The organism is Bacillus sp. NEAU-Y102 (assembly GCF_054788175.1).
Map to the genome: position 1 here is coordinate 36,167 of NZ_JBTWFK010000003.1, position 19,910 is coordinate 56,076.

The window sequence follows — 19,910 nt, forward strand, 5'->3', positions numbered from 1 at the left end:
TTAACAGCCTTTTCATATATTATGCGTTTATTAACAAATCGGAATCTCCTTACAAGAATAATTTATAAAAAATTATAAATATTACCTTTTTTGCTATAATTAAATTATTGTTAATAAAATAAAGGAGCGATCACAATGACAACCTTACTTAGCAAAGCTAAAAACATATTAGCGACTAACGAAACAATATTACTTTACGCAGCATGTTCATTAGACATATTTATTTATCGTTCCTTCGCGAGACTAGGCCTATTGATTTTAACGAACAAAAGGCTATTCTTTTATGGACCAGATGTAAGTAACAATCCAATATTTGAAGAGTACTCTTTCGCAAAAATTTCTAATCTAAAAGAACAAAAGCGTCTTTTCAACAATCAAATTGTATTTATGTATGATAACGAATGGAAAAAAATAAAACATATTCAAACAAATGATGTGAGCTCCCTCGTTCAAAAGATACACGAGCAGATTTCTAAATAAATATACGATTAGCCCTCTATTTCTTACATAGAGGGCTTCTATACTTACACATCTTCTTTTTTCAAGAGAGGCTTCACATGAACAATGACGGTGCGAATAACTGCTAAGATGGGAACCGATATTAGTAACCCTACAATACCAGCTACTTCCCCTCCAACTAGTAATGCAAGCATAATAATAACGGGATGCATACGAAGTGACTTACCAACAATGTAAGGCGATAAAATGTTACTTTCCACAAATTGCAAAATAGCAATCGTAATCCCCGCCTTAATAAGTAAGCTCGTTGATACTGTTGCTGCAATCATTAACGTCGGGATCGCTCCTAAAATAGGGCCGAAGTACGGGATTATATCCGTTACCCCAATAATAATACCAAGCAATAATGGATATTTCATACCGATAAACCAAAAAGAAAGAGCTGATACTCCCCCTAATACCAAACAAACAAATAACTGTCCTCGAATATAACTTCCAAGTGACTTATCAATTTCTTTCGCAAGCATTTGCCCCGTACCTCGCCATTTACTTGGGACTAGTTTCCAAAAGATATGATAAAACTCACCATAATCTTTTAATATGTAAAATACAATGAACGGTATTAAGAAAATAATGAGCAATGAATCGAGTACACCACGAGCTGTACTCATCACTTTATTTAAAAGCGCTTGAATCTTCGTTTCCACACCCACAAAAAGTTGTTTCACCTTTTCATGAATGAACGAAGGGAAATTCGCTGTTTGTTCTGTAACGCCATCCATCCACGAATCGTACATCTTTGTAAACTGCGGAAATTGTTCATTAATCTCTTGTAACTGTTTAATAACGACTGGCGTTCCTTTATAAATCCCATAACCAATTCCGCCAAAGAAAAGGATATAAATAAGCAAAATGGCAAGTGTACGGGGCATCCCTTCCTTATGGATTTTTTCAATTAAAGGGTGCAATAAATACGCAATAAAACAAGCGATAAGAAATGGCGTGATTGCTACTTTAAATACAAAAATAATCGGTGCCCATAGTGGCTTAATTTTTAAAAAGACGAGCAAACAAAGAAAAACAAGTAATAATAATCCTAAACGATATATCCAAATGATTTTAAGATTCTTCACATGAAAAACCTCCTCCACCTTTATTTTGAAAATAAATGGGGTAGGTTATGTGCGAAACTTTTAAAATCTTTTCATACGGACCATACTGTTTTTTAAAGACGTACATATAAATAACATAACAAGGACAACCACCCCTGAGAATACAGCATGAATTAATATAATCAGGAGGGCTAATTATGGTTTTGTTTATGCTTGGATTATCAGCACTTTTTATGATTCTTGAATGGATTTGTATCGGGTTTGGTATTTGGAAGGGGTTCTTTATTCGTTCCTCACGTAAAGAAAAAGCGAAGCAATTATGGCAGTATGGAATACTCGGCGTTGGCTGCTACGGTCTATCTTATCTTTTCTCAGAAATCGGACTTTTTTATTTGCATATGAGCGCATAAAAAAACTCCCTCGTCAATAAGGGAGTTTTTCACTTTATCGAAATGATTATAAGTAAGACTTAATCATCTTACGTGCTTTTTTCATATTGCGTTTTGAAAATACATCTTGCTTACGAGCATATTGATATGCTGCAGCTCCAACACCTAATGCAATTAATGAATTGCGTAGATTCAAAGTAAATCCCCCTTTTCGTTATCCGATCGTTCTTTCATTCTTAGAATACATTCATTACTACAATTGTGTGCGAATTCAAGAAAAATTAAACCACCTATCCCCTAAAGAATTTAGGGAACAAGTGGTTTAGGTGTTTTGATTGGTGTCCCGTTTTCGGGGTTCACTTCATTTTTTAGGCAGTTTTTTTATTGTTATTTCACCGAGATAACATTTCCCCAATTCCATTTCTCATAATACCACGCTGGTACATCTATATTTTCAATCCACTTCTTTTCCTGTTTCCCATCTTTATGAGCAAGCCATACATCCGCTTTCTTACGGTCTGAACGTATCCAAATTAATTGATTACTCTTCTTCATGAAGATCGGGTGGTAATCCCCTTGCTTGTTCGTTTTCTTTGTGATTTGATGCTGTGCATTACTTGTACTATCGACCTCATATAAAGATGGTAGTGGCCTTTTTTCTGGTGGAGTTTCTATTCCTGCCTCTTTTGCTCGTGAAACGATAATTACTCTATCGTTCTTCCATACAAAATCCCAATCAACATATCCTTTCGGCGTAAATATGTTCTGCTGAAGTGCTGGCAATTCCTTTACTTTTAAATGTTTATTTTCTAATGTAACTCTTCCGCTCCCTTCAATATAAGCTAATATATTTTTTGATGGTGCCCATTGAAACCATTGTTCGTTTAATAACATTTGATCTACTTTTTCAAACCGACTTCCATCTGCACGAACTAAGCAAAGCGTATTACTATCAGCTGACCATGAAGCTGTCGGTACTGCTAAAAATGAAATCCACTTTTGATCTGGTGACCACTTAAAGCCACTTGCTACTAGCGCTAGGAAATCATCATGTTCATTTGGCAATGCATACAAATGCTTCATTTTGTGAGGATTCATATGTGCATCTTTTTGCACTTCATATAGCTGAGCCCCTGTCCATCCTGTTGGAAGTAAGTTCGCTTCAGAGGATACAAGAAAGTTCTTTCCATCGGGGTACCATGCATAATCCCCTACACCAGCCGATACATTTTCAAAATCTGCATTCTTTTTTTCTACATCAAATGTATTTAATGTACCTGTAAATATAAATGCAATTATATTTTCTGTTGGTGACCATTGATAATTCGATGCTTCTGAGTGAAACGGCGTAACTTTTTTTCCATCTTTCAACCGATATAACTCAAGAATACTTTGTTTCTTCCCTTTTACATATGCTAGCCACTCCCCGTCATATGACCACTTCGGCCCTGTTATGTACTCTCCTTTTGTAATCTGTATTTCTTTCCCATCAACTTTAATCCAAAGGTTATGATGACGAATAAAAGCAACTTTCACACTATTATTTTCTGCACTAGTAATAGTGATAGAACATAAAAACATAAACAACACTACACTACCACTTACCATTAGCCTTTTCATACCATCACTCCATTTCCCTCATAGCATTCCTCACTTTCTCCCTACAATATGTGAAAAATATCGATTCGACATAATCAGAAAAAATTTCCCAAGAAATTTTCAATCCATAGAGGATTGGTATGAATTATGTCGAAAGTATAGTTTAGCCAACATTTATATTTATAATTTCCAAATTAAATGTAAGATTTTATTTCTGAATATTAGCACTTTTATTAGGGGGAGTATCAATGAAAAAAACTACATCTACACTATTAAGCATGGCGCTTGTCTTTTCTAGTTTTGGAGCTTTAAGCGCTCATGCTGAATCACTACAAAAGGAGAAGCAATTTAGTCCACAATTAAAAACAACGATTGAACAGTGGGGAGAACATAAAATCGCTCAAAATGTTGAAACGAAAACAACAAAAGAAATATCAGTAATTGTAGAATTACAACATGCACCTCTCGCTGCTCAAACTAATATTCAGCATGCTCCAGATTTACAAAATAGTAATGCGCAGTCTTATCATGCTGAGCTAAAAAAAGCACAAGAAGATACGACTAAGAAAATAAAAGAAAAAGCACCTGGTGCAAAAATTAAAGAAGTGTATAATACGTTATTTTCTGGATTCTCTATTTCAGTTCCTGGAGATCAAATTACCTCTCTTGCCTCTTTACCTGAAGTAAAAGCAGTCTATCCGAACTTAACATATAAATTGCATGAAACATCAAAAAGTGCTACTAACGAAGAAGCACCAAATACCGGTGGACTGACAATTGGTGCACCTGAAGCGTGGAATTTAAAAGATCCATCTGGCAAACCGCTTGATGGAAAAGGCATGAAAGTAGCCATTATCGATTCTGGCGTAGACTATACACACCCTGACTTAAAGGCAAATTATATCGGTGGATATGACACGGTTGATGAAGATAACGATCCAATGGATGGTAACGTACATGGTACTCATGTAGCTGGAATTATTGCAGGTAATGGAAAAATTAAAGGCGTTGCTCCAAACGCTTCTATTCTAGCCTATCGTGTAATGAATGACGGTGGAACTGGTACAACAGATGATATTATCCAAGGAATTGAGCGAGCAATTCAAGATGGTGCGGATGTGTTAAACCTCTCCCTTGGGCAGGATTTAAATGTACCTGATCAGCCTGTAACATTAACGTTAGAACGAGCAGCGAAACTTGGTGTTACTGCTGTCGTTTCAAATGGAAATGACGGACCAAAACCTTGGTCTGTTGATGCTCCCGGTAACGCAAGTAGTGTCATTTCTGTTGGAGCATCTACGGTTTCTATCCCGTTTCCAACATTCCAAGTAACTGGTTCCAGCAAAACATATCAAGGGTTACCATTATCAAAATCCGATTTTCCAATAGGAAATGATTCTCCTCTTGTATATGTTGGTTATGGCAATCCAAGTGATTATGCAAAACAAGATGTGAAAGGGAAATTCGCACTTATTTTACAAGGTACTTCTAGTACATTAGTAAAAGCAGAACAAGCGAAGCAAGCTGGTGCACTTGGTGTGTTATTAATCTCTAGCGAAAAAGAAATTAATATGATGCCGGAATATTTTTCACGTGAACATCTAGCTGTCCCAGTAATGCAATTATCAAATACAAATGGGGAAGAATTAAAAACTTTAATTACAAAACGAAAGAAAAATATAAAAATTGGACAACCAAAGCACACAGAACTTATCGGTAACTTTAGTTCAAGAGGACCATCACAAGGAAGTTGGCTAATAAAGCCTGATGTTGTTGCACCTGGAGTACAAATTACTAGTACAGTACCGCGAGGCGGATATGAATCGCATAACGGAACAAGTATGGCTGCTCCGCAAGTAGCTGGAGCGGTTGCCCTCTTGCGTCAAATGCATCCTGATTGGACGACAGAACAATTGAAAGCGGCACTTGCTAACAATGCAAAAACATTACATGATGTCAATGAAAATACATACCCTGTTATGGCACAAGGATCTGGTTTAATTAACATTCCGAAAGCAGCTCAAACAAATATATTAGTAAAACCTAACAATGTCAGCTTTGGTCTTATTAAGCCCAATAGCGGAAAAGTAAAACTAACACAAAATGTTACATTACAAAACCTTTCTAGTAAAAAGAAAAGTTTTTCAACTCGGGTGGAATTATTAGATGCAAACACAAAAACAAAAGTAAAAACTTCTGTCCCTTCATCGATTAGCATACAACCGAATAGTAGTACCGAAAAACCATTTACTATCACGGTAGATAGCTCACTACCACAAGGTGTGTATACTGGAAATGTATATGTAAAAGAACAAGGGGCAAAAGAAGAAATTCGAATTCCATTCACATTTAGTATCGATCCTAAAGATTATAAACGTATCGATGGACTTGAAATTATTAATTCTACTTTTAGCCCAAATGGCGACCACGTACTAGATGATAATCTCATCAACTACTATTTAGTTGCCCCTGTGGATGATGTAACATTACATGCAAATTTAGTTACGAAAGAACGTGTAACGTATCAAGGGATTATCCATCAAGCTAAAAATGCAACTCCTGGATACAAACCTTTCAAATGGAATGGTACAAAAGCAGATGGCACTCCTTTAGCTGACGGGCTATATCAAATCGAAGCAGTTGCTTCTAATTCTGGCGGAGAAACAAAACAAACAGCTGCTGTATTTCTTGATCGAACTGCACCTAAGTTAACACACGAAGTTGACCAAGAAAATCTCGTAATTAGAGGAAAAGTTGATGATATTCTACTAGATTGGATGTCAGAATCTGGTTGGATAGCACCTGGTATTCCAGTGAGAATGCAATATGAAATTAACGGAAATGGTGTATGGGAACAGGCATTCCTGAACCCTTGGGAGAAAAGCTATGACATTTATTTCGATCGCACTCAATTACACGAAGGAAAAAATACTATTCACATTGTAGCAACTGATGCAGCTGGCAATACCTCTAATTTAACTGTTAATTTAGAAGTGAAATAAAGTGAAGCCTTAATCAGTAGAGATTTTGTTCATCCCCACTGATTATTAGCCTTCACCAATCGGGGGTTACGGGCAATTATTCTCCCACCGAATTTTGAGGTAGGAATTTTACTGCTCATTAACACGGGATAAAAAATTTTTGTTGACAATTTTTTTAATATAGTTTTATAATACAAAACATAGTTTAGTTGAACGAATTATATATCGGCTTTGAAGGAATGCTAGTAGCGACTTATATCACTGTCCCAGAGAACTGATGGTTGGTGCGAATCAGTACATATACAAGCGTGAATTACAATTCTGGAGCTTCTTTCCCGTAATGCTTTTTATGCATGAAGAGAAAGACGGATCTTTCCGTTATCGTAAAGTGAGTGGTAAACAATTAGTTGTTTACAAATAGGGTGGTACCGCGATTTTTATCGTCCCTATCGGATTTTCCGATAGGGACTTTTTTGCATCCATCCTCTTACACAATTTCATATATACGCGTTGAAAGAATCGCAGTAGTACCTTATATCCCTGTTACAGAGAGCTAATGGTCGGTGGAAATTAGCACATATATAAGTATGAATTACAATTCTGGAGCTTCTTTTTCGTAGTGCTTTTATGCATGAAGGAAAAGACGGAATTTTTCCGTTATCATTAATTGAGATGTAAGTATATTTTCACTTACAAATAGGGTGGTACCGCGATTCTTTCGCCCCTATCGGATTTTCCGATAGGGGCTTTTTCTATTTATCACAGAAACATATGTTAAATAATTCCGAATCTTATGATAAAATTTTATAAGCGCTTACAAATAATGAAAGGGGGTGATACAAGCTATTCGAAATCGATATTCAATTTTATTGAAAAAAAGGAGGATGTCTAAATGACAAAGAAAACAGAAATTCCATCGCATTTAAAACCATTTGTATCCACACAACATTATGATCAATACACACCGGTGAATCACGCTGTGTGGCGTTATATTATGAGACAAAATCATAGCTTCTTAAAAGACGTTGCTCATCCAGCCTATGTGAACGGACTACAATCATCTGGTATTAATATAGATGCAATTCCAAAAGTAGAAGAAATGAATGAGTGTTTGGCACCAAGCGGCTGGGGCGCTGTAACAATTGACGGACTTATTCCTGGCGTAGCATTCTTCGATTTTCAAGGACACGGATTACTACCGATTGCAACAGATATCCGGAAAGTAGAAAATATCGAGTACACACCAGCTCCAGATATCGTACACGAAGCCGCAGGACACGCACCGATTTTACTTGATCCTACATATGCAAAATATGTGAAACGTTTTGGGCAAATTGGTGCAAAAGCTTTCTCTACAAAAGAAGAACATGATGCATTTGAAGCTGTTCGTACATTAACGATAGTAAAAGAAAGCCCTACTTCTACTCCTGATGAAGTTAAGGCTGCTGAAAATGCTGTAATTGAAAAACAAAACTTAGTTTCTGGTTTATCGGAAGCTGAACAAATTTCACGTCTTTTCTGGTGGACAGTAGAATATGGATTGATCGGAAATATAGATGATCCAAAGATATATGGTGCTGGTCTCCTTTCTTCTGTTGGCGAAAGCAAACATTGCTTAACAGACGCTGTAGAAAAGGTTCCATTTTCTATTGAAGCATGTACAGGGACAACTTATGACGTAACAAAAATGCAACCACAACTATTTGTTTGTGAATCCTTTGAAGAATTAACAGATGCGCTTGAAACATTTTCTAAAACAATGGCCTTTAAAACAGGTGGAAAAGAAGGTTTAGAAAAAGCAATTCGCTCTGAGAACTATGCAACAGCTGAGCTAAATAGTGGATTACAAATTACAGGTACATTTAGCGAGACAATTGAAAACGATGCAGGTGAATTAATTTACATGCGAACAAATTCGCCAACGGCATTAGCGCTTCATAATAAACAGTTAGCGAATCATTCTACTTCTGTACACAGTGACGGATTTGGAACACCGATTGGATTACTCACTGAAAATATTGCATTAGAAAATTGTACAGACGAACAACTACAATCATTAGGAATTACAATTGGAACTATCGCTGAGTTTACTTTCGCAAGTGGTATTCATGTAAAAGGAACAGTAACAGATATTGTGAAAAACGATAAGAAAATTGCTCTTATTTCCTTTATCGATTGCACAGTTACTTATAACGCCCGCGTTTTATTTGATGCTTCATGGGGCGCATTTGATATGGCTGTTGGCTCACAAATCACTTCAGTATTCCCAGGTGCCGCAGATGCCGCAGCATTTTTCCCAATGGATGAAGAAGTTCAAGGACTTCCTGCTCCACTTGTACTGAATGAACTTGAACGTATGTATCAAACAGTGCGAGATATTCGAAGTGAGGGGATTTTACACAACGCGCATATCGATCAATTAGTAGCAATTCAAGAAGTATTAAATAAATTTTATGCGAAAGAATGGTTGCTGCGCCTTGAAATATTAGAGTTACTTTTAGAGCATAACAAAGGGCATGAAGCATCGGCAACATTACTACAACAACTTTCTACTTTCACAACTGATGAAGCTGTAACACGCCTTATTAACAATGGTCTTGCTTTACTTCCAGTAAAGGATGTGAAAAATGATGCTAAGATTAACTGAAGAAGAAGTTCACGAAGAATTATTGAAGGTAGATAAATGGATGGTAAAAGATGAGAAATGGATTGAACGAAAATATATGTTTTCCGACTACTTAAAAGGAGTCGAATTTGTCTCTGAAGCCGCCAAACTATCAGAAGAACATAATCACCATCCATTTATCCTTATCCAGTATAAAGCAGTTATTATTACTTTGTCATCTTGGAATGCAAAAGGTTTAACGAAACTAGATTTTGAGCTTGCAAAACAATTTGATGAACTATTTTTACAAAACGAAAAAGCAATTATAAGAAAATAAAAAAGAGAAGCCTTTTTAGGCTTCTCCTTTTATTTTGAAATGAATACAATGTCCAAATGGATCCTGGGCTTGTAATATTCCATCTTTGTACGTAGCAATCTTGCCAATATTTTTTAAGCTTTCACATACTTGCTCTTTTTGTTTTTCATTCGCTAGTACAACTGTGAAATATTTCAAACCAACAGAACCTGGCATTTGCGGTGGTACCCCTTCACCTTGCCATGTATTTAAACCGATATGATGATGATAACCACCTGCAGATACGAACAATGCTCCATTACGAGCTGGAATCGTTACTTCAAAACCAAGACCATCAACATAGAAACGTTTCGCTTCCTCTAAATCAGCTACATGAAAATGAATATGCCCCATCACAGTACCAGCTGGAAAGCCATTCCATGTACTTCCTTGCTGTAATAATTCTTCACCAGCTAACGGGTTACTAACAAATGGGAGTTCTCCATTTTCATCACGCCAAACTTCTTTTTGTCGATCATGATAAATTTCAATCCCGTTTCCATCTGGATCAGCTAAATAAAGAGCTTCACTAAAGTAATGATCGGCTCCGCCATGTAGTGGATATACCATCTCTACAAGATGACGAAGAACATTCGCTAAATCCTGTCTACTTGGTAATAAAATTGCGTAATGATATAACCCTGTTCTTCCTCTTTGCTTCGGAAAAGCTTCTTTCTTTTCTTCAATGATAAGAAGTGGTTCATCATTTTCATTCCCAAATGTAACGACTGCTTCTTCTTCTCTTAGCACCTTCATACTTAGTACTTCCGTATAAAACTCTAGTGATTTCTTTACATTAGATACGTATAAATGAACAACATCAAGTGTTGTATCGGGATGAAGTTGAAAACTCATCTTGTTAGCCCCCCATTTAAATTAGTTCTTTTTTGACATTTTTTCTTTTAAGAAATTATCTACAAAACCATCAGCTTTTGCAACAAATAAGTATGCACCCATTGCTAATAATGCAAGTTCTAATTCGAAACCAGGATTTTTTCCATCTCCCAATAAACCAGCTGACCATTTCACTTTTACGATTGCTCCAACCATAACAAGTGCAAATAATAATCCAATATATCTTACACCTAAACCTAGAATTAATAATAGACCTCCAACTAATTCAAACGTTGCTACACCGTATGCAAGTCCTCCTGGTAAACCAATACTTGTAAACCATCCTGCAATATTGTCAATTCCTGATTGGAATTTTGTTAAACCGTGCATGAAGAATGTTACCCCTAACACGATACGAATAATTAAGTTACCAATATGTTGATTCATTTCATTCTCTCCTTTATAGTTTTCTTATACAAAACTTTTATTTACATTACAAAACATACACTAATTTTTTTTATTCGTCAATTCATTTTCACTGGGAAAAAATATATTTTTTTTGCTATGATACAAATAGTTGTTTACAAAAAGGAGCTTGATTTTATGAATATTGGTTCTGCAATACGTGAAATTCGTCAACGTAGAGGCATAACAATTGCACAAATTTGCGAGGGAACAGGTCTTTCTAAAGGCTTTATGAGTCAGGTTGAAAATAATAAGACATCACCATCTATCTCAACTTTAGAAACGATCTCCAATTTTTTAAACGTTCCCCTTCCCTATTTATTATTAGAACAAAAAGATCGCTTAAAAATTGTCAAAAAAGAAGAACGGAAATACAGTGTATACGGCAAAGATGAGCAAAGAATTGAACATGTTGCGGAGCAAGGGGGGCTTCGCCTATCTCTAGTAGAAATCCCTACTGGGTTCCCGAAAGAAAACTCACCAAATGCCCATGAAGGGGAAGAATGTCACCTTGTATTACGTGGGAAATTAGAAGTTCAGCACGGTGAAGATATTGCAATTGTAGAAGAAGGTGATTCTTTCTCATGGAATGCATGCGTTCCTCATATTGTTCGTAATATAGGAGAAGAAACTGCATTATTACTTATCTCTAGTTATGCGGAAAATCGAAAACGTGTTTACTAAATAATAAAAAAGAAGCCTGATTAACAGGCTTCTTTTTTTATCCCCTTATAATTCCATAACTTGTCCCAACTAGTACCGTCTTTTCATGCTGATTGCGATAAACTGACTCGATTGAAACTTTTTTATAGCCTTCCATTTGCTCAACATTTGTTAAAGTTAGTTCACAAGTGATCGTATCTCCTGTGAAAACTGGTCTAATAAACTCACTTACTAATTCTCTTGCTATGTAATGTAACTCTTCTCCCACTTTCGTCCCAATGCTAGCAGTCAATAAACCATGAACCATTAATCTTCCGTTTTCATCGTATTCCACATGGTGTCTACCTTTATCACCGGTAATATTTGCAAATTCAAAAACTTCTTCCTCAGTAAATCTTCTTTCATATTTAAATACATCCCCAGCTTTTACACTCATTTTTATCCCCCTAATAATAAACAGAATTTTCTTTTATTTTATCATAAAACGAGCCTCAATCCATTCTCTATTATCAAAAGTCTCAAAATTACCTCGCTATACTTTTTTACTTTCCGTTCATTTATCGGTGACCATCTCTTTTCGCGACTTGATATCCATAGTACGCACATGTTCCATTTCTCGATAGCTCTCTAACTTCAAATCCACAACTTCTATAAAAATCAAAATTGTTCGCAGATGTATGCGCAAACCAATCACCGTGGGGAAGTTTTTGCAAACAAAGAGCTACAAGCTTCTTACCTAATCCCTTCCCTCTATATTCACACTTCACAACTAAATTTACTATATTCGCGATCATAATTCCATCCGAAATGACCCTAACCATCGCAATCATCTCTTCTTCATCCCAAATTGTGAAAGCCCATGTTGAATTTTCAAATGCTATCGTAAATTTTTCAATTTGCCAAGAAGGGATATTATCATTACTCCAACCGGCATCTTCAAACAATGCTTTAATTGCATATGCTGGTACGCTACTCGTTCCCTCACGAATAATAAGTCCATTATGATAAATGTACATGTAATCCCCCCTTTATTTTCATATACCATTCTTCAAAAAATGCAATTTACCTTTAAAAAAGTAATTTTTCATCCAACACGTTTAATGGAATAAACAAGAACATCCATCCCATGAAATAAAGTTGTTTTCTCATAGCTGAGCCCTGTCTTTCTAGCAACAAATATTGAGGCGGGATGATTCGGGTTAATGAGAGAAATTAATTTATTCATTCGTAATGCTTGGAAACCGTAGTCTCGAAATGCTGCCGCCGCTTCTTTTGCATACCCTTTTCCCCAATACTGAGGAAGTAACCAATAACCAATTTCAATTTCCTCTTTTCCATCAATCTGCTGCTTTACCAGCCCTGCATGACCAATTCTTGTTCCCGTTTCCTTTTCAATCAATACAAATAAACCGAGACCGTTTTTATAGCTAGGAATGACCCACTCCTCCAAACTTTTTTTACACTGTATATATGTTTTTAACGTCCCATTTCCAATATAGCGCATTACCTTCTCGTTCCCCCATAGTGAAGCATAGAACTGTAAATCATCCATTGTATATTTGCGAATTTGTAAACGATCTGTATGAAACATGCCTGCACTCCTTTCCACTAATTTATTCTTAATTTCACGATCATGTTTTGTATGCATACGAAATGTTACTATTAATTATAAAGTGAAACTTTAATCAGTGGGGAATTTTGTTCACCCCCACTGATTATCAGCCCTCACCAATCGAGCGTTTACGGGCAGTGGATCTCCCATCTAACTTCTTTGCTCTAGCTGAATTTTGAGGCGGGAGACTTACTGCCCGCAAATAGCGGGATAAATGAACCCACAATAAAATACAGAATATTCATTCTTAACGACTAAAAAAAGCAGTAGACAAATTTCGTCTACTGCATCCATATCATAACTAGTATTAAGAAAACTACAGTTGAGGGGGTGTAGGATTTTCAAATATACTAGATACTTATCCCGTTCTAACGGGCGGTAAACTTTCCAATTGTTTCAAGTGAAAAGTTTACCGCACATAAGAACTTCCTTCGTTCATTAAGATAGTATTGCTAAATAATCATATACACGCTTAGATTTCTCTCCACCCATTCGTGCATGCTGAAGAAGAGAAATACCATGAGGACCAGATGCACGCAATGCTTCTGGTTGAGCTACTAAAATAGCTTGTACAACTTCTAATTCACCAAGCATAGCTGCTGCAAAAATATCCATCCGAGCACCCTTTTCTAGTAAATAAAGAGCAATATCTTTACGACCTACATGTGCCGATGCCCCTAACGCACTTTCCCAATCTGATCCACCCCAATTATAAGAGGCGTGAAGTAAGCTTGGCGATTCAACCAATAGCTCTTGTACTTTCTCTAAATCCCCGTGAGCTGCCATAACAAATTCTCTTACTAATTCAGTGGTAATACGCTCTTCTGTTTGCATCGCTCTTCTCCCCTTTTAGAAATTCGTTTCGGTGTAAAAAACGGCTTGTCACTTCCTTGAAAGATATCTACATCTATGCCAAATACATGTTGAAACATTTCATGGCATAGCACTTCTTCTGGTATACCATCATACTGAATCTTTCCTCGCTTTAATACCAGTAAACGATCGCTATATTGAGCAGCTTGGTTAATGTCATGTAAAACCATTATAATTGTCATTCCATACTCCTCATTTAATCGTTTCACAAGTTCCATTACTTCCAACTGGTGAACGATATCTAAAAAGGTTGTTGGTTCATCCAATAATAAGACATTTGTACGTTGCGCTAGCGTCATGGCAATCCAAGCACGTTGCCGTTCCCCTCCTGATAAAGAATGTAAAAGACGATATTCATACCCTTCAAGATTTGTAACAGACAATGCCCAATCAACAATTTCTTCATCTTCTTTATTTAAGCGGCTACTCCATGATTTATGTGGACCTCTTCCGAACTCAATTAGTTCTTTCACTGTTAAATCTAATTGATGATCATGCATTTGTGGTAACATTGCTAATTGCTTCGCTACATCAGCACTCTTCATCATATGAATGTTTTTCCCATCTAAAATGATGTCCCCTTCGCTTTGTTTCAGTAGCCTTGCTATTAAACGAAGCAAAGTAGATTTTCCCGATCCATTCGGACCAATTAAACTAACGATTTCTCCAGCCTTAATATGTACATTCATATTTTGCATTTGAAATCTTTCAGAGTGTGCATAAAACACTTTGTTAACGGAAATCACGTTGTTTTCCTCCTCTATGAATTAAATATAAGAAGAACGGACCACCTAAGAAGGACAGTAAAATACCAACAGGCAATTCGATTGGATCGAACCAACTTCGAGCTATTGCATCCGCAAAAACAAGTAATACACCGCCGCCAAGGCATGATAAAGGTAGCAAATATCTATAATCATTTCCAACTAATAAACGTAGCATATGTGGTACGACAAGACCGACAAATCCAATAAGACCAGATACACTTACTGCAATTCCAGCTAATAATGTACTTACTACGATTAAATAAAACCGACTTTTTTCCACGTTATGTCCTAATAACTTTGCCATTTCATCTCCAAGCATTAACACTCGAATATGCTTAATGCCAAAGAAAGCTAATATAATGGCGAATATTGCATAATAAATAATCATGTTTAAATGTGCCCAACTTACACCACCAATACCACCCGCTAGCCACGGTAACACGGATTGTACTTTGTCACTATGTAATAACATTAATGCTGACGTTGCTGCACCAATTAATGCATTGATCGACACCCCTACTAAGACGATTCTTGAAGGTGGTGCCCCTTTTTGCCATGATAAAGCATAAATAACCATCGCTGTTATGAAAGCTCCTAAAAACGCCCCTAGTGGTAAAAAAGCTAGATGCTGTGGGAATAAAATCATGATGACAATTGCTACAAGGCCTGCCCCAGATGAAACTCCGATAATACCAGGATCTGCAAGAGGGTTTCTCATAACCCCTTGCAGCAGTGTACCAGATGCAGCTAAACATGTTCCTACTATAAACCCAACGAGCACTCTCGGTATGCGAAGATCCCATACAATTCGATGTACTGTCGAACCCTCATCTTGTATACCTGTTAGAATGTCTCGTACAGAAAAGGATAAACTTCCTGCGAAAAGACCGTAAAAGAGGCCTAGGATTGTTAATACAACTAAAGTAACTGCTATTATCCATCTTTTTTTCGCAAAAGGATGTTCCTTTTCTCTTACTACTTCACTACTTTCCATACGTATCATTTCCTTACATTTTGTATACTTTTATACATAAAGTCCATTGCTTCTGTAACTTTTGTCCCAGGATTAGATCCAAATAAATCAGGTGGCAAAATAACTACGCGGTTTTGTTTTACTGCATCTAAATTTTTCCACGCTTCATTTTTCATCATTTCGCCTTCGAATGCTTTTTTCACACTTGTTGGATCTCCGTGTGTAATTAAATAAATCACATCTGGATTCGCCTCAATAATACGTTCTACACTTAGCTGTGCATATTGCGGATATTCTTTCATTTCTGGAAAATCAGAAGCAATATTTTTTCCGCCTGTTTTTTCTAAAATATCACCTGATAAAGATGTTGGTAATGCCGCTAAATAAGTACCTGGTGCGCCATACACTAGCAATGCTTTCACATCGCTCTTTTTCTCATATTTCTTCATTTGATTATTGATTTTTTGATTAAGTTCTTTTGCTTTATCTTCTTTCTTCATTGCCGTTCCATATAATTCAATATTCTTTTGAATATCTTGTACAGAATTCGCAGAAGAAATGATTACTTTCGTTCCTTGTCCTTCAACCGTTGGCACGTTCTTTTGGAATCCATTGTTAGCAACAAGTACATCGGGCTTTAAACTAGCAATTTGCTCAAAATTCGGTTGATGTGCATTCCCGATTACTTTTGCCTTCTTTAACTCCTCTGGAAGAGTTAATTTCGTATCCGGACGACCTACTACTTTTCCACCTAAAGCATGAATAATATCCATGTCCCCCATACTTAATGTTGCAAAACTTTCTGGTACTTTATCGAATGTTACCTTTCTCCCTGACAGGTCGGTAATTTCGATTTTTTCTTTTCCTTTTTCTGTTTTGGTTGCAGACGCTTTTTCGTCCCCTTTGGCACTGCAACCTATTAACAAGAAAAAAATAGATAAAATCGCTGTAAATAGCGTAATAGATTTTTTCATTCCTTCACCTCTAATTGATAATGATAATCATTAACTACTATTCTACTTTAATTGATAAGGATTATCATTGTCAACATGAAACGCATACATTTTTCTACAAAAAACAAAAAGCGCGACAAAAAGATTCTTTCTTTTCGCCGCGTTCTAGTTAACAATATTATTCACATTCATTTTCCTCTAACTGGTCACGCATCACTTTCACACGCTGAAAGAAAAAGAACGATAAACTTAAAAATATAACGATACTCCCCATCATAACAAAAAATTGGATTGTCTCTTTTGCTCCATCCGGAATCAACAAGCCAACCATTAACAATGTACTTACAGCGAGAAGAATTTGTCCGAACCTAGTATAATCTTCTATTTTCCCTTGTAATTCTTTCATTATATTCTCACTCCTCCATTTCACTTTATCATATTCTATGAAACTGAAAGACCAGTAAATACAGCCATTCTGGGAGATGTTTTCCAACAAAAAAAGAGCCGCTTTACTGCGGCTCTTTTTTAATCATTATTCACCTTTATATGCTTCCATATAAATTTCTTTCAGCTCTGAAATAAGCGGTAACTTTGGATTAGCAGTTGTACATTGATCTTCAAAAGCTCTTTCTGCTAATACTCCAACAACCTCTTCAAATTGCTCTTTATCTACCCCTTGTCCTGCAATACTCATATTAATATTTAAGCTTTTTCCAAGCTCAATAATTGCTTTGACGAGTGATTCCACACCTTCTGCTACTGAGCTTGCTGGAAGCCCGAGCATTCTCGCAATATGTGCATAGCGTTCATCTGCTACAAAGTGCTCATATTTTGGGAACAATGCGTGTTTTCTTGGCTTAATAGCATTATAGCGGACTACATGCGGCATAAGAATTGCATTTGCACGTCCGTGCGGAATATGGAATTCTGGACCAATTTTATGTGCTAAGCTGTGATTAATACCTAGAAAAGCATTTGCAAATGCCATCCCTGCAATTGCAGAAGCGTTATGCATTTTTTCCCGTGCTTCTTCATCATTTCCATCTTTATATGCTCTCGGTAAATATTTGAATACGAGATCAATAGCTTTTAATGCTAATCCATCTGTATAGTCATTTGCCATAACAGACACATACGCCTCAATTGCATGTGTTAAAACATCCATACCAGTATCTGCTGTTACATGTGGTGGTACTGTCATTACAAATTGCGGATCAACAATTGCTACATCTGGTGTTAATTCATAATCTGCGAGCGGATACTTTATATTATTTTTCTTATCTGTAATAACCGCAAATGGTGTCACTTCTGATCCTGTTCCTGATGTTGTTGGAATCGCAACAAACTGCGCCTTATTTCCTAATTCCGGATATTTACATGTACGTTTTCTTATATCTAAAAACTTCTGTTTAATGCCATAGAATGTCGTTTCTGGATGCTCATAGAATAACCACATTCCTTTTGCTGCATCCATAGCTGAACCACCACCAAGTGCGATAATTACATCTGGCTTAAAGCTTCTCATCATTTCCGCACCTTTAAAGACAGTTTCATCTGATGGATCTGGTTCGACCTCAAAGAAAACTTCAATTTTCACATCATTTGCATGCTTGTTTAAATAGTGCGTGACTGTATCCACATAGCCATGTTCAACCATTCCAGGATCCGTTACAATAAATGCACGTGAAATGTTAGGCATATTTGCTAAATACGCTGTAGCATGTTTTTCAAAATAAATTTTTGGTGGCAATTTGAACCACTGCATATTCTTTTTTCTATTTGCCAGCCTTTTTATATTTAATAAATGAGTCGCCGTTACATTTTTGGAAACTGAATTCTTTCCGTATGAACCACAACCAAGTGTAAGTGACGGAATAAATCCGTTATATATATCCCCTATTCCACCTTGTGATGAAGGTGCATTTACAATGAGACGGCAAGCTTTCATACGTAATCCAAATTGCTTATGCACTTCTTTATTTGTAGAATGAATAACTGCTGAATGTCCTAAACCACCGAGGTTCAACATTTCTTCGCAATATGTAAATCCTTTTTCTAATGAATTCGCCTTCACACAGGCTAATACTGGGCTCAGTTTCTCACGAGATAACGGGTATGCTGCTCCGATACCTTGAATTTCAGCTACAAGCATTTTTGTATGTTCAGGAACAGTAATCCCAACTAATTCGGCAATATACTGTGCTGATTTTCCTACAATATCACTATTTACTGCACATGTATTTTCATTTATAACGAGCTTTTCTAATTTTTTTCTTTCTTCTTCTGTTACAAAGTAACAATTGTTTTCGATCATTTCTGTTTTAACATCATCATAGATTTCTTTATCGACAATGATTGCTTGTTCCGATGCACAAATCATACCGTTATCAAATGTTTTCGATAAAATTAAATCATTAACAGCTCGTTTTACATGTGCTGATTTTTCTATATAACACGGTACATTACCAGGACCTACACCTAGCGCTGGTTTTCCAGTAGAGTAAGCTGATTTCACCATACCAGCGCCTCCAGTTGCTAGAACGAGTGCCACACCCTCATGGTTCATTAATTGTTTCGTCGCTTCGACAGACGGTCTTTCAATCCATTGAATACAATGTTTTGGTGCACCAGCTTTCATTGCTGCATCATATACGGTTTTCGCTGCTGCCACCGAACAATTTTGTGCAGAAGGATGAAATGCGAAAATAATTGGATTTCTCGTTTTTATCGCAATCAACGCTTTAAACATTGTTGTCGACGTTGGATTCGTTACTGGTGTTACCCCAGCTACTACACCGACAGGTTCTGCAATTTCTATTATTTCTTCATGAGGATCTTCGTGAATAATTCCTACCGTTTTATCTTGCTTTATACTATGCCAAATATATTCAGTGGCAAAAATATTTTTAATGCATTTGTCTTCATAGACACCACGGCCTGTTTCTTCAACAGCCAATTTTGCAAGTGGCATATGTTGATCAACACCTGCTAATGCCATTTCATGAACAATGTTGTCAATCTGCTCTTGTGTAAAACTTTCTAATGCTTGTAAAGCTTGTTGACCGTTATTTACTAACGTATCAATCATCTCTTTTACCTCTTGCATTTCATTTACAACTTTCTCTTTGACTACCATGTAAATTTCCTCCTATTCTGTTATCACGGTCTTTATAAGTCCCTATAGGTCATAATAAGTCCCGATTAGCGAAAAAAAATAGAGTTACCGTCCTACATGAATCCCACTGTTTGTGAAGTATTTCACAAGTTTAT

General features: G+C 36.5%; 20 protein-coding genes, 1 pseudogene and 2 other annotated features. Of the genes and pseudogenes, 7 read left to right on the top strand and 14 right to left on the bottom strand.

The window, feature by feature from the left end; translation table 11 throughout:
* Positions 1-135 precede the first annotated feature (135 nt).
* The gene (locus ACYFX0_RS09580) at positions 136-480 is read left to right on the top strand and encodes a PH domain-containing protein (protein WP_106082509.1); all 345 of its coding nucleotides are present in this window, start codon (positions 136-138) and stop codon (positions 478-480) included.
* A gap of 44 nt (positions 481-524) precedes the next feature.
* On the opposite strand, the gene ACYFX0_RS09585 is transcribed toward ACYFX0_RS09580, so the two are convergent.
* On the bottom strand, positions 525-1,592 hold the full coding sequence (locus ACYFX0_RS09585; protein WP_000793127.1) for an AI-2E family transporter: 1,068 nt from the start codon (positions 1,590-1,592) through the stop codon (positions 525-527).
* A gap of 176 nt (positions 1,593-1,768) precedes the next feature.
* Between ACYFX0_RS09585 and ACYFX0_RS09590 the strand changes: the two genes are divergently transcribed.
* Positions 1,769-1,981 carry a hypothetical protein gene (locus tag ACYFX0_RS09590; RefSeq protein WP_000242539.1) on the top strand — a complete coding sequence of 71 codons (213 nt, stop codon included), beginning with the start codon at positions 1,769-1,771 and terminating at the stop codon, positions 1,979-1,981.
* Positions 1,982-2,027: 46 nt separating this feature from the next.
* On the opposite strand, the gene ACYFX0_RS09595 is transcribed toward ACYFX0_RS09590, so the two are convergent.
* Positions 2,028-2,156: a YrzQ family protein gene (locus ACYFX0_RS09595; protein WP_001053553.1), complete on the bottom strand. Its 129-nt coding sequence runs from the start codon at positions 2,154-2,156 to the stop codon at positions 2,028-2,030.
* 40 nt (positions 2,157-2,196) lie between these two features.
* On the opposite strand from ACYFX0_RS09595, the pseudogene ACYFX0_RS09600 reads away from it, so the two are divergent.
* Positions 2,197-2,286 (top strand): annotated as a pseudogene (locus ACYFX0_RS09600) (IS3 family transposase); the annotation flags it as partial.
* Positions 2,287-2,347: 61 nt separating this feature from the next.
* Here ACYFX0_RS09600 and ACYFX0_RS09605 read toward each other — a convergent pair.
* The gene (locus ACYFX0_RS09605) at positions 2,348-3,580 is read right to left on the bottom strand and encodes a TolB family protein (RefSeq protein ID WP_000826290.1); all 1,233 of its coding nucleotides are present in this window, start codon (positions 3,578-3,580) and stop codon (positions 2,348-2,350) included.
* Positions 3,581-3,807: 227 nt separating this feature from the next.
* Here ACYFX0_RS09605 and ACYFX0_RS09610 point away from each other — a divergent pair, with 227 nt between their 5' ends.
* The 3 genes from ACYFX0_RS09610 (at position 3,808) to ACYFX0_RS09620 (ending at position 9,482) form a co-directional block, all read left to right on the top strand.
* Positions 3,808-6,561: a S8 family peptidase gene (locus ACYFX0_RS09610; protein WP_106082502.1), complete on the top strand. Its 2,754-nt coding sequence runs from the start codon at positions 3,808-3,810 to the stop codon at positions 6,559-6,561.
* Between the two features lie 201 nt (positions 6,562-6,762).
* Positions 6,763-6,991, top strand: a binding site (T-box leader).
* 50 nt (positions 6,992-7,041) lie between these two features.
* Positions 7,042-7,269: a binding site (T-box leader), on the top strand.
* A 163-nt stretch (positions 7,270-7,432) separates the two neighbouring features.
* A complete protein-coding gene (locus ACYFX0_RS09615; protein ID WP_000163195.1) occupies positions 7,433-9,187 on the top strand; it encodes an aromatic amino acid hydroxylase in 1,755 nt (584 codons plus the stop codon).
* Positions 9,168-9,482, top strand: a complete 315-nt coding sequence (locus ACYFX0_RS09620; protein WP_000979537.1) for a 4a-hydroxytetrahydrobiopterin dehydratase — start codon at positions 9,168-9,170, stop codon at positions 9,480-9,482. The genes ACYFX0_RS09615 and ACYFX0_RS09620 overlap by 20 nt, the downstream gene beginning before the upstream one ends.
* A gap of 15 nt (positions 9,483-9,497) precedes the next feature.
* On the opposite strand, the gene ACYFX0_RS09625 is transcribed toward ACYFX0_RS09620, so the two are convergent.
* Together ACYFX0_RS09625 and ACYFX0_RS09630 are read right to left on the bottom strand one after the other, a co-directional pair.
* Entirely contained in the window at positions 9,498-10,355 is an 858-nt protein-coding gene (locus ACYFX0_RS09625; RefSeq protein ID WP_106082503.1) for a VOC family protein, read from the bottom strand.
* 21 nt (positions 10,356-10,376) lie between these two features.
* Positions 10,377-10,781 (bottom strand): DoxX family protein, encoded by a 405-nt coding sequence (locus ACYFX0_RS09630; protein ID WP_001071553.1) that lies wholly within the window; start codon positions 10,779-10,781, stop codon positions 10,377-10,379.
* A gap of 156 nt (positions 10,782-10,937) precedes the next feature.
* Here ACYFX0_RS09630 and ACYFX0_RS09635 point away from each other — a divergent pair, with 156 nt between their 5' ends.
* Positions 10,938-11,483 carry a helix-turn-helix domain-containing protein gene (locus ACYFX0_RS09635; protein ID WP_001020693.1) on the top strand — a complete coding sequence of 182 codons (546 nt, stop codon included), beginning with the start codon at positions 10,938-10,940 and terminating at the stop codon, positions 11,481-11,483.
* 37 nt (positions 11,484-11,520) lie between these two features.
* Here ACYFX0_RS09635 and ACYFX0_RS09640 read toward each other — a convergent pair whose 3' ends face one another.
* From ACYFX0_RS09640 to adhE, 9 genes are all read right to left on the bottom strand, one after another.
* Positions 11,521-11,898 (bottom strand): hotdog family protein, encoded by a 378-nt coding sequence (locus ACYFX0_RS09640; RefSeq protein ID WP_000111564.1) that lies wholly within the window; start codon positions 11,896-11,898, stop codon positions 11,521-11,523.
* Positions 11,899-12,019: 121 nt separating this feature from the next.
* Positions 12,020-12,478, bottom strand: coding sequence for a GNAT family N-acetyltransferase (locus tag ACYFX0_RS09645; RefSeq protein WP_000276126.1), 459 nt, complete (start codon positions 12,476-12,478; stop codon positions 12,020-12,022).
* A 68-nt stretch (positions 12,479-12,546) separates the two neighbouring features.
* Positions 12,547-13,110 (bottom strand): GNAT family N-acetyltransferase, encoded by a 564-nt coding sequence (locus ACYFX0_RS09650; protein ID WP_003263049.1) that lies wholly within the window; start codon positions 13,108-13,110, stop codon positions 12,547-12,549.
* Positions 13,111-13,512: 402 nt separating this feature from the next.
* Complete coding sequence (locus tag ACYFX0_RS09655; RefSeq protein ID WP_001192766.1) at positions 13,513-13,908, bottom strand: ankyrin repeat domain-containing protein; 396 nt, start codon at positions 13,906-13,908, stop codon at positions 13,513-13,515.
* Positions 13,875-14,693 (bottom strand): ABC transporter ATP-binding protein, encoded by an 819-nt coding sequence (locus tag ACYFX0_RS09660; protein WP_000626531.1) that lies wholly within the window; start codon positions 14,691-14,693, stop codon positions 13,875-13,877. The genes ACYFX0_RS09655 and ACYFX0_RS09660 overlap by 34 nt, the downstream gene beginning before the upstream one ends.
* Entirely contained in the window at positions 14,680-15,708 is a 1,029-nt protein-coding gene (locus tag ACYFX0_RS09665; protein WP_002082127.1) for a FecCD family ABC transporter permease, read from the bottom strand. The genes ACYFX0_RS09660 and ACYFX0_RS09665 overlap by 14 nt, the downstream gene beginning before the upstream one ends.
* Before the next feature lie 5 nt (positions 15,709-15,713).
* Positions 15,714-16,661, bottom strand: a complete 948-nt coding sequence (locus tag ACYFX0_RS09670) for an ABC transporter substrate-binding protein (RefSeq protein WP_106082504.1) — start codon at positions 16,659-16,661, stop codon at positions 15,714-15,716.
* 157 nt (positions 16,662-16,818) lie between these two features.
* A complete protein-coding gene (locus tag ACYFX0_RS09675) occupies positions 16,819-17,046 on the bottom strand; it encodes a YrhC family protein (protein WP_000661454.1) in 228 nt (75 codons plus the stop codon).
* A gap of 126 nt (positions 17,047-17,172) precedes the next feature.
* The gene (gene adhE, locus ACYFX0_RS09680) at positions 17,173-19,776 is read right to left on the bottom strand and encodes a bifunctional acetaldehyde-CoA/alcohol dehydrogenase (RefSeq protein ID WP_460270349.1); all 2,604 of its coding nucleotides are present in this window, start codon (positions 19,774-19,776) and stop codon (positions 17,173-17,175) included.
* Between the last annotated feature and the right edge of the window lie 134 nt (positions 19,777-19,910).

What these genes read in the sequence shown, in the direction of transcription:
- ACYFX0_RS09625 (WP_106082503.1), bottom strand. Translation starts at nt 10,355, where the DNA reads ATGAGTTTTCAACTTCATCCCGATACAACACTTGATGTTGTTCATTTA.
- ACYFX0_RS09630 (WP_001071553.1), bottom strand. Translation starts at nt 10,781, where the DNA reads ATGAATCAACATATTGGTAACTTAATTATTCGTATCGTGTTAGGGGTA.
- ACYFX0_RS09645 (WP_000276126.1), bottom strand. Translation starts at nt 12,478, where the DNA reads ATGTACATTTATCATAATGGACTTATTATTCGTGAGGGAACGAGTAGC.
- ACYFX0_RS09655 (WP_001192766.1), bottom strand. Translation starts at nt 13,908, where the DNA reads ATGCAAACAGAAGAGCGTATTACCACTGAATTAGTAAGAGAATTTGTT.
- ACYFX0_RS09615 (WP_000163195.1), top strand. Translation starts at nt 7,433, where the DNA reads ATGACAAAGAAAACAGAAATTCCATCGCATTTAAAACCATTTGTATCC.
- ACYFX0_RS09590 (WP_000242539.1), top strand. Translation starts at nt 1,769, where the DNA reads ATGGTTTTGTTTATGCTTGGATTATCAGCACTTTTTATGATTCTTGAA.
- ACYFX0_RS09650 (WP_003263049.1), bottom strand. Translation starts at nt 13,110, where the DNA reads ATGCATACAAAACATGATCGTGAAATTAAGAATAAATTAGTGGAAAGG.
- adhE (WP_460270349.1), bottom strand. Translation starts at nt 19,776, where the DNA reads ATGGTAGTCAAAGAGAAAGTTGTAAATGAAATGCAAGAGGTAAAAGAG.
- ACYFX0_RS09580 (WP_106082509.1), top strand. Translation starts at nt 136, where the DNA reads ATGACAACCTTACTTAGCAAAGCTAAAAACATATTAGCGACTAACGAA.
- ACYFX0_RS09620 (WP_000979537.1), top strand. Translation starts at nt 9,168, where the DNA reads ATGATGCTAAGATTAACTGAAGAAGAAGTTCACGAAGAATTATTGAAG.
- ACYFX0_RS09635 (WP_001020693.1), top strand. Translation starts at nt 10,938, where the DNA reads ATGAATATTGGTTCTGCAATACGTGAAATTCGTCAACGTAGAGGCATA.
- ACYFX0_RS09675 (WP_000661454.1), bottom strand. Translation starts at nt 17,046, where the DNA reads ATGAAAGAATTACAAGGGAAAATAGAAGATTATACTAGGTTCGGACAA.
- ACYFX0_RS09605 (WP_000826290.1), bottom strand. Translation starts at nt 3,580, where the DNA reads ATGAAAAGGCTAATGGTAAGTGGTAGTGTAGTGTTGTTTATGTTTTTA.
- ACYFX0_RS09610 (WP_106082502.1), top strand. Translation starts at nt 3,808, where the DNA reads ATGAAAAAAACTACATCTACACTATTAAGCATGGCGCTTGTCTTTTCT.
- ACYFX0_RS09665 (WP_002082127.1), bottom strand. Translation starts at nt 15,708, where the DNA reads ATGGAAAGTAGTGAAGTAGTAAGAGAAAAGGAACATCCTTTTGCGAAA.
- ACYFX0_RS09670 (WP_106082504.1), bottom strand. Translation starts at nt 16,661, where the DNA reads ATGAAAAAATCTATTACGCTATTTACAGCGATTTTATCTATTTTTTTC.
- ACYFX0_RS09640 (WP_000111564.1), bottom strand. Translation starts at nt 11,898, where the DNA reads ATGAGTGTAAAAGCTGGGGATGTATTTAAATATGAAAGAAGATTTACT.